Annotated in this window: 10 protein-coding genes; 7 read left to right on the plus strand and 3 right to left on the minus strand. The window is 67.7% G+C overall.

Annotation, left to right across the window (positions count from 1 at the left end; translation table 11 throughout):
• Nucleotides 1–49: 49 nt before the first annotated feature.
• Together ABZV58_RS28145 and ABZV58_RS28150 are read right to left on the minus strand one after the other, a co-directional pair.
• A complete protein-coding gene (locus tag ABZV58_RS28145) occupies nt 50–904 on the minus strand; it encodes a class II glutamine amidotransferase (protein WP_355003188.1) in 855 nt (284 codons plus the stop codon).
• A 234-nt stretch (nt 905–1,138) separates the two neighbouring features.
• On the minus strand, nt 1,139–2,050 hold the full coding sequence (locus ABZV58_RS28150) for a cutinase family protein (RefSeq protein ID WP_355003189.1): 912 nt from the start codon (nt 2,048–2,050) through the stop codon (nt 1,139–1,141).
• Between the two features lie 319 nt (nt 2,051–2,369).
• Between ABZV58_RS28150 and ABZV58_RS28155 the strand changes: the two genes are divergently transcribed.
• From ABZV58_RS28155 to ABZV58_RS28185, 7 genes are all read left to right on the plus strand, one after another.
• Nucleotides 2,370–4,244 carry a hypothetical protein gene (locus ABZV58_RS28155; protein WP_355003190.1) on the plus strand — a complete coding sequence of 625 codons (1,875 nt, stop codon included), beginning with the start codon at nt 2,370–2,372 and terminating at the stop codon, nt 4,242–4,244.
• A 446-nt stretch (nt 4,245–4,690) separates the two neighbouring features.
• The gene (locus tag ABZV58_RS28160) at nt 4,691–7,042 is read left to right on the plus strand and encodes an arylsulfatase (RefSeq protein ID WP_355003191.1); all 2,352 of its coding nucleotides are present in this window, start codon (nt 4,691–4,693) and stop codon (nt 7,040–7,042) included.
• A 101-nt stretch (nt 7,043–7,143) separates the two neighbouring features.
• Nucleotides 7,144–7,443, plus strand: coding sequence for a hypothetical protein (locus ABZV58_RS28165; protein WP_355003192.1), 300 nt, complete (start codon nt 7,144–7,146; stop codon nt 7,441–7,443).
• Between the two features lie 59 nt (nt 7,444–7,502).
• Nucleotides 7,503–9,209 carry a dihydroxy-acid dehydratase gene (ilvD, locus tag ABZV58_RS28170; RefSeq protein WP_355003193.1) on the plus strand — a complete coding sequence of 569 codons (1,707 nt, stop codon included), beginning with the start codon at nt 7,503–7,505 and terminating at the stop codon, nt 9,207–9,209.
• A gap of 129 nt (nt 9,210–9,338) precedes the next feature.
• Nucleotides 9,339–9,428, plus strand: a complete 90-nt coding sequence (locus tag ABZV58_RS28175) for a DUF664 domain-containing protein (protein WP_355003194.1) — start codon at nt 9,339–9,341, stop codon at nt 9,426–9,428.
• A 189-nt stretch (nt 9,429–9,617) separates the two neighbouring features.
• Nucleotides 9,618–10,382 (plus strand): methyltransferase, encoded by a 765-nt coding sequence (locus ABZV58_RS28180; RefSeq protein WP_355003195.1) that lies wholly within the window; start codon nt 9,618–9,620, stop codon nt 10,380–10,382.
• A gap of 68 nt (nt 10,383–10,450) precedes the next feature.
• The gene (locus tag ABZV58_RS28185) at nt 10,451–10,858 is read left to right on the plus strand and encodes a heme-binding protein (RefSeq protein ID WP_355003196.1); all 408 of its coding nucleotides are present in this window, start codon (nt 10,451–10,453) and stop codon (nt 10,856–10,858) included.
• 107 nt (nt 10,859–10,965) lie between these two features.
• Here the strand turns inward: ABZV58_RS28185 and ABZV58_RS28190 are convergent, their stop codons facing one another.
• Nucleotides 10,966–12,120, minus strand: a complete 1,155-nt coding sequence (locus ABZV58_RS28190; RefSeq protein ID WP_355003197.1) for an FAD-dependent monooxygenase — start codon at nt 12,118–12,120, stop codon at nt 10,966–10,968.
• Between the last annotated feature and the right edge of the window lie 246 nt (nt 12,121–12,366).

The following is a 12,366-nucleotide window of genomic DNA, read 5'->3' on the forward strand; positions in this document are numbered from 1 at the left end:
TGGGCGCTTGTGCATGCGGCTGTTGGAAGAGATCGAGCGGTGCCGGGGCTCAGCGGTGTTGCTGGGAGGCCGCGGCGTCGGCGCTGAGGTCGGAGAGAGACAAGGGGTGGGAGGGGGGACGGTCGAGGATGAGGGTGCGGTGGATCTGGAGGTTGTGGTCGATGTGGAGGAGTTCGCCCGAGGGGAGGAGGTTCCAGTCGGGGTCGTCGTCCATCTCCTCGCTGGCCACGACGACGGTGGGGACGCGGGCCGGGTCGGTCGATCGGACTCGGACGGTGCCCGCGGTGCCGCTGTGTTCGAGGTGTTCGCCGGGTTCGCGGTCCAACACGTAGAGGTCGTGGGTGGCGGGGTAACGGAGCGCCCACAGCTCGGTGGCGGTGGTGAGCAGCATGTTGATCGCGAAGATCGGCAACCGGTCGGCGATCCAGTGCGTCGCCGCGGTGATGCCCGCGGTGACGTCCCCGTTGTGGGCGTCGATGTGTTTGGTGATCAGGGCGAAGAAACGTTCCGAATCGGTGTCGCCCTCGACCAGTTCGCGGTATCGGCCGAGTTCCTCGTCGAGGCGGGGAAGTTCCTCGATGACGCCGTTGTGCGCGAAGATTCGCCCGTCCTGGGTGAAGGGGTGGGTGTTCTTCGTGCTGAGGTCGCCGGTAGAGGCGTGCCGGATGTGGGCGAGGAATGTGGCCGACTCGCGGTGCTTGGCTTCCACGGCGAACTGCCGGTCCTCGTACGCGGCAAGCGGCTGTTTCTCGACCAGCGGCCGCCCCGCGGTGTCGAAGGTGCCGAGCCCGGTTCCGTCGGGATTCGCCTCGCTCTGGCGGTCCAGGCTGTCGGCCGCGTCCAGTAGCCAGAAGCTTGCTTTGACTCGTCGCGGAGCGGCGGTCAGTCCGAAGAGTCGACACATAGTGGCATCACCCCTGCGCCGGTCGCACCGAATGATCTTGCCCGGTCCGAGCCTATCGCGCGTTCACTCCGCGGACCGGTGACTCGGCAAAGGTCCGCGGAAACGCCGACGCGCGCCGGAATCCTATCGATTCCGGCGCGCGTCGCCGCTATACCGGTCCGCCGAAAATCGGCGGGACGCCTCCCCGAATCTGGCGATTCAGCACTCGAGCCCGACGGTTACCGCGAGCGCCGATCAACGCTGAGCGAGTCCGACCAGCCGTTGACGCAACCAGGTGAGCGGGGTCGCGCCCCCGGCGATCCGGTAGGACGGGTAGCTCTGGTGGGCGCCGGAGGCCAGGAAGTCATCGATCTGCTTCTTGCGCTCCTCGTAGGCGGAATTGTTGAGCTGGTCGTGCAGGAGTCCGAAGCCTCCCGCGGCCATGGCGTCGTTGATGAGCTCGCCCGCCTGCTGCTGATACTTGTCGAACAGGGCGGGGTCCGGGTTGGAGACCTGCGCGAAGAATCCGGCGATCCGGGCGGCGTAGTCACCGTCCGGGGTAGCGCAGTACAGGTCGCCGGGGACGCAGAACGTGAAGGTGTGCGGGCTCAGCCAGCCGAATCCACCCAGGCGCGGGCCGCCCGCTCCCGCGCCCGGCACCGGCGGGCCGATCAGGGTGTCGGTGGGGGAGCGGCGCGGGTCGGCGATCAGACCGACCAGTCCGACCCGGTCGGGCGAGACCACGCCCAGCCCGGTGCCGATCTCGGCGGCGAGATCGCCCGCGGCGTCCGCGCCTTGGCTGTAGCCGAGCAACGCGAATCGCGTCGTCGCGCAGCGCTGGGCCGTGTCCGCGATGAGCGCGCGGGCGGTGTCGATGGCTTCGCGCTTGGACCGGCCGTACACCTCGCCTTCCCAAGGGAACGCGGTCGCGGTGTAGGCGACGTAGTCGGTCCAGACGTCGCCGGGCAGGTCGTCGGCGACGGCGGCCAACATCCCCTTGCCCGGTTCGGTTTTCGAGGTCTCCCAGGTCCCCGGAACCGCCACGACGTGGACGTCGGGGCAGTGCGGTGGACTGGCGTGTGCGGGGGTGGAAGCGGCGGCGGGTGACAGGACTGCGGCGAGGGTCGCCACCGCGCAGGCGGCTGTGTTCGTCCATCGAGTAAACATCGCGTACTCCGTGTGTTCGCTGTGGGCGAGGACGACGGCTCTCGGGCGAGCGCCGGTGTCGATGTCTTTCAGGTAGGCACGAGTGCGTCGGAAATCGTCCGGGGGGACAGACAATATTGTGGCGGAAAGTTTCGTTTGTGCACGGTGATGCTCGAGGATTGCTCCACCCGTGTCGGTTCGAGCGCCTGAGCGGCGGTGCCCACCGGCGGTCGGCGGTGCTCCGGCACGGTGAGGTTTCGGGCAGACTGGGCGCGGGGATCCACCACAGCGATCCTCGGACCACGCCCGGCTGACACGATCGCGAACAGGAGTGCCCGCGATGACCGACGTGCGTATCGGCGAGCGTCCGGCGCCGGTCGTCTCCGCGCGCGGCTTGCCGCCGGTCGGCGGGTGGTCGCGGCGGGCACGCGCGGCGCTGACCTCGTCCACTCCGCGCGCCGTTGTCCTCTTGGCCTGCTGTCTCGTCGTGGCGCAGGTGGCGCTGCGCGGTTGGATCGCCGGTCGCGGCTATTTCTATTGGGACGACCTCGTTCTGGTCGGGCGCGCCGGTCGCTACGAGTTGTTGTCCGCGGACCTGCTGCTCTACGACCACGACGGTCATTTCATGCCGCTGGCCTTCGGCGCGGCGTGGCTCGTGACCAGGGCGGCGCCGCTGGAGTGGGCGGGTCCGGTGATCTCGCTGATCCTGCTGCAACTCGCGGCCTCGCTCGCGGTGCTGCGCATGCTGATCGTCGTGCTGGGCAGACGCCGGGCGATGCTGGTGCCGCTCGTGCTCTACCTGGTGTGTCCGCTGACGCTGCCCGCGTTCGCGTGGTGGGCGGCGGCGTTGAACGCGCTGCCGTTGCAGTTCGCCCTCGCCTGGGTGATCGGTGACGCGGTGTTGCTGGTGCGGACCGGGCGGCGCCGGTACGCGGTGTCCGGGATCGTCGTCTTGGTCCTGGCGCTGCTGTCCTTCGAGAAGTCGGTGGTCGTTCCGTTCGTGGCGTTCGCGGCCGCCGCCTCGACGCACCACGTGGACGGTCACACCGGTGTCATCCGGACGGTCGCCCGTCGCGGGGCGATGCTGTGGGTGGGTTGCGGTGTGGCTCTGGTGGCGTGGCTCGGCGTCTATCTCAGCGTCGTCGACGTCGCCGCCGTGCACGGCAACGGGCACGATGTCGGGGAGCTGCTGCGCACCGCCACGTCGCTGGGTGTCGTGCCCGCGTTGTCGGGCGGGCCGTGGGTGTGGGAACGGTGGTTGCCCGCCACGCCGTGGGCAGCGCCGCCGGACTGGGCGGTCGCTTTCGCTTGGGTGGTGCTCGGTCTGCTCGCTGTGGCCGCCGTCTTCCTGCGTCGGCGGGTGACGGCGGTCTTGGTGACGGTCGCGGTCTACGTCGTGGTGGCGCAGCTGCCGCTCGCGCTGATTCGCAGTGGACCGCACACCGCCACCGAGATCATGCAATCCCTCCGGTACCTGGCCGACGTCGCGGTGCTGATGGCGCTCGCCGGTGCGCTGGTGCTTCGGGCGCGTCCCCGCGAATCCGAGCTGTGGGCGCGGCTGGGCAGGCGGCGGTTCGTCGCGCCCGCCCTGGTGGGGCTCACGGCGGCGTTCGTGGTGAGCAGCCTGTGGTCCTCGTGGACCTTCGCACGCGCGTGGGCGATCGGCCCGACCCGCACCTACCTCACCAACGTCACGGCCGCGCTCGGCGAACAGGACGCGCCGCTGCTGGAACAGGAAGTGCCGTGGGCGGTCCTGGCGCCTTACGCCTATCCGCAAAACCTCGCCGAGAACGTGCTCGCACCGGTCGCGCCGCCCAGCGCGTTCGCCGACTCGACGCCGCGGTTGCGCATGATCACCGACACGGGCGAGATCGTGGACGCCGTCGTCTGGTGGAACCGGCACATCCGCCCTGGTCCCGATCCCGGCTGCGACCACCGGATCGCGGGCACGGCACCGGTCGCGGTTCCGCTGGACGGGCCGATGCTCGACAACAACTGGACCGCCCAGCTGAACTACGTCGCCGATCGGGACGGGCAGCTCACGGTCGGCCTCGAGCGCGGGCGACCGGTCGTCGTCCCGGTCCGCTCCGGGACGCACACGGTGTACGTGCGGGTGGTCGGTGGCGGATCTTTCCTTCGAATCGGTTCCTACACAACGGGTCTCACGTTGTGTGTCGGTGTGGGTCCGGTCGGCGTCGCCTCCTACGACCGCTGAGTGCTCGGGTGGTCTCCCCGCTGACTCGCACGAAGTTGCTTGAACTTTTAGCTTGCTTCGGCCATTCGACAGGAAGAATTCGCTGCGAATCTCCGAAGTTCTGTCGATCGCGCCGGTGGCCAGCGGTAAACTGGGCGGGACGCTTGCCGCGGCGCCGAAGGGGTCTGTCCTCGTTCGTCCGCCCGCGCGTTCGGACCCGTTCGAAAAGCCGTGCCGCGGACGGAAGTCGACGCCTGATGATCTCGCACCGGTCAGTTGCCGTTCCGGCACGGTGATTCGCCGCGTGGTCGTCGTAGTGGCCAAGGGTCGCAGCGCCGTGGCCCCCCGGATTCCGCGGATTTGTGAAAACGCGTGGCGGGCAACCACATAAGGGCTCGTGTGTCCCCGGATCGGTCACCGGCCACGGGCGGACGGGCCATTCAACAGCTCTGTCGTGGAGGTGGCCGATGGCCGAAAAGTTCGAGGGACGCGTCGAATTCGATATCCGCGATTCGGTGCCCGACTGGGGACCGTACGCGGAGCCGACGGCCCCGAAAAACGCGCCGAACGTGCTGTACTTGGTGTGGGACGACATCGGCATCGGGACCTGGGACTGCTACGGCGGTCTGGTCGAGATGCCGACCATGTCCCGCATCGCCGAGCGCGGCGTGCGGCTGACGCAGTTCCACACCACCGCCCTGTGCTCACCCACCCGCGCCGCGCTGTTGACCGGACGGAACGCGACCTCGGTCGGCATGGCGACCATCGAGGAGATCAGCGACGGCTTCCCCAATATGTGCGGACGGATACCCGCCGACACCGCCCTGCTGTCGGAGGCGCTGTCCGAGCGCGGGTGGAATACGTACGCGGTCGGCAAGTGGCATATGACGCCGCTGGAGGAAGAGAATTTGGCCGCGTCGAAACGGCATTGGCCGCTGGGACGTGGGTTCGAGCGGTTCTACGGATTCCTCGGCGGGGAGGCGGATCAGTGGTATCCGAATCTGGTGTACGACAATCACCAAGTCGCGCCGCCGTATTCACCCGAGGACGGGTATCACCTGTCGAAAGACCTGGCGGACAAGTCGATCGAGTTCATCCGGGACGCGAAAGTGATCGCCCCCGACAAGCCGTGGTTCCTTTATCTGTGTCCCGGCTGCGGGCATGCGCCGCATCACGTGCCGCGGGAGTGGGCCGACAGATACCGCGGACGTTTCGACATGGGCTACGAGAAGTACCGCGAGGTCGTGCTGGAGAATCAGAAGCGCATGGGTCTGCTGCCGGAAGGCACCGAGCTCTCGCCCGTCAATCCCTACGCGCACGCCACCAGCGCGGACGGCAAGCCGTGGCCCATGCTGGACACGGTACGGCCGTGGGATTCGTTGTCGGAAGACGAGAAGCGGCTGTTCCGTCGGCAGACGGAGGTGTTCGCCGGATTCCTGTCCTACACCGACGCGCAAATCGGCAGGCTGCTGGACTATCTCGAGGAGAGCGGCCAATTGGACAACACGATCATCGTCGCGTTCTCGGACAACGGAGCCAGCGGCGAAGGCGGTCCGAACGGCACGTCCAACGAGATGAAATTCTTCAACGGCTACCTCGACACGATCGAGGAGAACTTGGCCAAGCTCGACGAGCTCGGTTCGCCGAGCACCTACAACCACTACAGCATCGGTTGGGCGATGGCGTTCAACACTCCGTACAAGCTGTACAAGCGGTATGCCTCGCACGAAGGCGGCATCGCCGATCCGTGCGTGGTGTCGTGGCCCGCCGGGATGTCGGCCCGTGGTGAGTTGCGCCACCAGTACGTCAACGTCTGTGACGTCACCCCGACCATCTACGACCTGATCGGCATCGCGCCGCCGGACATCGTGAAGCATGTGCCGCAGCGACCTTTGGAGGGCAGCACTTTTCGCGCACTGCTCGACGACGCGAACGCGGATACCGGCAAACACACGCAGTTCTATTCGATGTTGGGGACGCGCGGGATCTGGCATCGCGGGTGGTTCGCCGACGCCATCCACGCGGCATGCCCCTCCGGCTGGGGACATTTCGACCAGGACCGCTGGGAACTGTTCGATCTCGAGCACGACCGCAGCCAGGTGCACGATCTCGCCGACAGTTATCCCGAGAAGCTGGAAGAGCTGAAGGCGCTGTGGTTCTCGGAGGCGGAGAAGTACCAGGGATTGCCGCTCAACGACCTCGACATCGTCTCGGCCATGACCCGATACCGTCCGACGTACGCCGCCAAGCGCGACAGGTCGGTCTACTATCCCGGCGGCGCCGAAGTGGGACCCGGTGCGGCACTGGAGATTCGGGGCCGATCCTTCGCCCTGCTCGCCGAGACGACGATCGAAAGGCCGGACGCGAAGGGCGTGTTGTTCGCCCACGGTGGACGGCTCGGCGGGCACACCCTGTTCATCGAAGACGAGCACCTGTACTACATCTACAACTTCCTCGGCGAGGAGGAACAGATGATCGTCTCCGATCGTCCGGTACCACTCGGCGACCACATCCTCGGAATCCGCTACGAACGCCACGGAACCCGCCCCGACAACTTCACCCCCACCGGCGAGGCCGTGCTGTACATCGACGAGACCCCGGTCGGCTCCCTCGGCGACATGCGCACCCAGCCGGTGACGTTCTCCGGTGTGGGCGAAGGAGTTTGCGTCGGCCGCGACAACGGCCAATCCGTCTCCACCCGCTACCCTGCACCGTTCCCCCTCACCGGCGGAACCGCACACCAGGTGGTCGCCGACGTGAGCGGAAAGCCATACCAGGATTTGGCAATCGCCGCGGCAGCGGCGTTCTCACGGGATTGAGGGGCCGAGTTGCGTTGGCATCTGGGGCTCGGTGAACTACCGGAATCGGGCTTCGGATCGAGAGCGGTAGCCGCTGGCTGATCGAGAACGAGTAGGGTCATTTGGTCGAGCTGGATCCGCAACCGCTGCTCGAGCAGCGCGGGCCAGGGTGTGAAACCGGCGGAATGCTGACCGCGAGCCTCGAGCGAACGCCGACCGGTTGGCGTCTCGAGGCACGGCAGGAAGTGCATCCTGAAATGTTTCCGGAGATCGGCGAGCTGATGCGCTGGCTGTACCGGCGGGTGGACTTCGGCATGGTCCGACTCGATGGTTCCGTCGAGCTCGGTCGGCTTCGCGGGTATGAGGACGAGAACTCGGAACCGCTCGTTGTTCGAGATGATCACGTCTTCTGGCCGAGGTAGGCGAAGCATTCGGCGTGGTCGGCGGCGTAATCGGGGTGGAGCGAGGATGATGGGGAATCGTGTCCGAGAATCAGAAGGTTTCCGATCTCAAGCCGCGTAGCCGCGACGTCACCGATGGACTGGAGAGGGCCGCCGCGCGCGGGATGTTGCGTGCGGTCGGTATGGGGGATGCGGACTGGGAGAAGCCGCAGATCGGCGTGGCCTCGTCGTGGAACGAGATCACGCCGTGCAATCTGTCGCTGGACCGGCTCGCCCAGGGATGCAAAGACGGTGTCTTCTCCGGTGGCGGTTACCCGATGCAGTTCGGCACCATCTCGGTGTCCGACGGCATTTCCATGGGACACGAGGGAATGCATTTCTCCCTGGTCTCCCGGGAGGTGATCGCCGACAGCGTCGAGACGGTGATGCAAGCCGAGCGGCTCGACGGCTCGGTGCTGCTCGCGGGCTGCGACAAGTCGCTGCCGGGGATGCTGATGGCGGCGGCCAGGCTGAATCTGTCCAGCGTGTTCCTGTACGCCGGTTCGATCCTGCCCGGCATCGCGAAACTCTCCGACGGCAGCGAGCGCGAGGTGACGATCATCGACGCGTTCGAAGCGGTCGGCGCCTGCGCGCGCGGGCTGATGAGCCGCGAGGACGTCGACGCCATCGAGCGGGCCATCTGTCCGGGTGAAGGCGCCTGCGGCGGTATGTACACCGCCAACACCATGGCCAGCGCGGCCGAGGCGCTCGGCATGTCGCTGCCGGGGAGTGCCGCGCCGCCCGCGACAGACCGCCGCCGCGACGGTTACGCCCGGCGCAGTGGCGAGGCGGTGGTGGAGTTGATCCGCCAGGGCATCACCGCCTCCGACATCCTGACCAAACCCGCGTTCGAGAACGCGATCGCGGTCGTCATGGCTTTCGGCGGTTCGACCAACGCCGTGCTGCATCTGCTCGCCATCGCGCACGAGGCGAACGTCGATCTGTCGCTGGACGATTTCGCGCGGATCGGTCGCAGGGTGCCGCACCTGGCCGACGTCAAACCCTTCGGCAAGCACGTGATGACCGACGTGGACCGCATCGGTGGCGTGCCGGTGATGATGAAGGCGCTGCTCGACGCCGGTTTGCTGAACGGCGACTGCCTGACCGTGACGGGCCGGACGGTGGCGGAGAACCTGGCCGAGATCACCCCACCCGACCCCGACGGCAAGGTGATCCGCGCGATGGCCTCGCCGATCCATCCCACCGGCGGTATCACCATCCTCACCGGGACCCTGGCGCCGGAGGGCGCCGTGGTCAAGTCGGCGGGCTTCGACTCCGATGTATTCACCGGCACGGCAAGGGTTTTCGACCGCGAGCGCGCCGCGATGGACGCACTCGAGGACGGCACGATCACCGCGGGCGACGTGGTCGTCATCCGGTACGAGGGCCCGAAGGGCGGTCCGGGGATGCGCGAGATGCTGGCCATCACCGCGGCCATCAAGGGCGCGGGCCTGGGCAAGGACGTGCTGCTGCTCACCGACGGACGGTTCTCCGGCGGCACCACCGGATTGTGCGTCGGGCACGTCGCCCCGGAAGCCGTCGACGGCGGCCCGATCGCGTTCGTGCGCGACGGCGACCGCATCCGCCTCGACGTCGCCGCGGGCAAGCTCGATGTGATGGTCGACGAAAGCGAACTCGTGCAACGCCGCGAGGGCTGGAAACCCTTGCCGCCCCGCTACACCCGCGGTGTGCTGGCCAAGTACACGAAGCTGGTCGGCTCGGCGTCCGGCGGCGCTGTCTGCGATTGACAACGCGCGCTACGAACGAGTCGCAGCCTGTAGCGCGGAGATCATCGCCTCCGTGCCCGACCTGTCGGCGACGCACCCCTGCCCGAGGCGCCGTGGCACGAGCCGGGCGCCACGCGGAGCGTGCGCCGGGTGCTTCTGCACGTCATCGTCGAGACCGCCCAGCATGCCGGGCACGCGGACATCTTGCGCGAAACGCTGGACGGGCAGAAGTCGAGCTAGAAGGAAACGGACGGTCGCGGGTCAGCCCGCGGCCGCCTCCCGGCGACACACCACGCTCGCCGCGTCCACCCGGCGAACAGTTGTCGGACCGCCAAGGCGCCGGTGCGCGTGGCCGTCACCTGGCGCAGCGAACGAGTCCACGCCGAATTCGTTGGCCCCCGGCCACTTCGGCATGCCACAGTGCCTCCCATGGGACATGACGATGCCGATGCGCTCCGTCGCATGGCGAGTCTGGCGACGCCGATGGCTCTGCGGGTCGCGGTGACCCTGGGGCTGCCGGACCGGCTCGTCGGCAACGGCGCCGACGCCGCTGAACTCGCGGTCGAACTCGACGTCGCACCGGTCCCGCTCGATCTGCTGCTGGGCCACCTCACCACACTCGGGGTCGTGGAACGGACAGCCACCGGCTACCGCACCACCGAGTTCGGAGCGAACCTGTGCGCCGACGCGGGCAACGGCTTCACCAACATCCTGCTGCGCTTGGATTCCGCTGCCGGTCGCGCCGAACTGGCCATCGTCGAACTCGCCCACAGCATCACCACCGGCCAAGCGGCCTACCCGCGCCGCTACGGACAGGACTTCTGGGCCGACCTAGCCGAAAACCACTCTCTCCGTGCGTCGTTCGATCGGCAGATGACCCTGCGCTTCCGAGAGCAGATCCCGCGACTCGTCGCCGGTTTCGATTGGTCCCGATTCACCACGATCGTCGATGTCGGTGGCGGCCGGGGAACCCTGCTCGCCGCGATCCTGAAAGCCCATCCCCGGATGCACGGCCATCTCGTCGATCTCACACCCACCGCGACCGAGGCCCGCCAAACCTTCCGCGCTCACGACCTCGACGACCGGACCGAAGTGACGGTTCGGGGCCGAGCTATTCGTACCGTCGCATCAGTTTCCATGAGCCACGCTCGTCTGCAGCGCCACCTTTTCGCCTGCCCGGCTACGACAATGTGATGGCGTCACTCGAAGGCACGCTGCCAGCGGTAAGCCTATCGATGCTGTGGGTGCGGGAGGATGGGCTCATGGGTATTTCGCTGCATCAGGCCGGGGCGGTGATCTCGGCCGCTCGTAAGGTTGCAGCCGAGTTGGGGGAGGTCGTCTCGCTTGCGGTCGTGGAGGCCGGGGGCGAACTGGTGGCCTTCACGCGTATGGACGGTGCGGCCTCGTATACGGCCGAACTCGCAAAACGCAAGGCAGATATCGCCGTTGCTCTGGGATTCGACACCGTGCACATGACCACTGCCGCGTCTCAGGGACAGCCGATCGTTGGCGGCCCGCGGCAATCGGGTACACACTCGCTGGTACCCAATGGTGGTGGCGTGATCATCCGGGTCGGCGGCGCGATCATCGGCGCGCTGGGTGTATCCGGTGCGGCCTCCTCGATCACAGACCACAAGATCGGCACAGCTGCTGTCGCCCAGGTGGATTGACCGTTCACTGACACACCACGTCGAGCGGTGTTGCCGTCCCATCGTAGGTGTGCGGCAACGCCATAACCGACCTACCGGACCGGTCTCGGGGGTGGTCGTTGTCGGGGCTATTGGCGACGGGGCGCTGACGGCGATTCGACGGTCGGGCGGGTGGCCTCCGAGGTAGTGGCGGTATCGGTGGAGACCGAAGCCGGTGCGCGCCAGCGGAACAGCCGGGATACGGGGGCCAGGACCAAAGCATCGGGTACCGCGCGGGCACTGACGTCGCGCGCGGCTGCGCGCCACCGGGAGTTGGGCATGTTGTTGCCGGTGGCTAGGCGCGACATCCACGACACTGTCCGCACCCGTCGCCGCCGCGCCTTCGAATACGCGCGCAGATCGGGCGCGTGGGCCGCGAGCGTCACCGCGTCCTCGAGGGCCATGGCGGCGCCCAGCCCGAGTTCCGGACGCATCGCGTGCGCCGAGTCACCCACCAACGCGACCTTTCCGAGGGCGAGTGTCGCGGGCACCGGCACCTCGAGGAACTCTCCCCGCAGAATCCGTGCCGGATCGGCCGCCGCGAGGATTTCGGGCACCGGAGACGCCCACTCGGCGAAATGGTCGAGACTGTCGAAGCCGGGTTGGGCGGCCGCGAAGAAGTAAGTGCGTCCACCCGGCATCGGTAGCACGCCGAATTCCGCGTGCACGCCCAATATGCCACCGGCGAAAGGTGCGGGGGTGTCGAGCACGCCTCGCCAGGCGGTGATCCCGGTGTGGCGCACGGCGGTGTCGCCCGGCCACAGGCCCTGTCGGATCGCGCTGTGCACTCCGTCGGCGCCGACGATCAGATCGTGGCGCACCGTCTCGCCGCCGACACGCAGGGTGCCATCGAGTGCGACGTCCTCGACCGTGCTGCCCGGCCGCAGGCAGTCGCTCGGCACTGCTTGGACGAGAAGCGCGATCAGGTCCGCGCGGTGCAGCACCGTGAATCCGCCCGGCAGCGGTTTCGCCCAGCGGGTGAACAGAACCCGCCCCGCGGCATTACGAATTTCACCGGGCCCCTCGCCGATCCCCGTGGCCCGGATGGCGGCGCCCAGACCGAGCGCATCCAATGCGGTGATCGCGTTGGGGAACAACGAGATTCCCGCGCCTACTTCGGTGAACTCCGGCGCCTGCTCGTAGACGGTGACCTGCCATCCGGCGCTACGCAGCGCGATCGCGGCGGCGAGCCCGCCGATCCCGCCACCCACGATTCCCGCGCTGCGTGCCTGCGAATGTGGCATGCTCTGCCCCCCTTGGCATCTCGATGGACGATCCGAACCCGTTGTTACTGGACAGTAACAACGGTTCGACAAGGTTGTCCAGAGTCGATATCGGGCACCGGATTCGGCGTGCGAACCCGACCGGTGCCGCTGTGTCCGGCCTGCTACGCCGAGCGAGACACGTTGCCGCACAACCCATCGAGGCGGAATTGATGTCACACTCGACCCGCCGGAGCAGAGCTGGTTGCACGAGCCGGTCGTCTCTGT

It is taken from the genome of Nocardia sp. NPDC004654, from assembly GCF_040609595.1.
Classification (GTDB): Bacteria; Actinomycetota; Actinomycetes; order Mycobacteriales; family Mycobacteriaceae; genus Nocardia.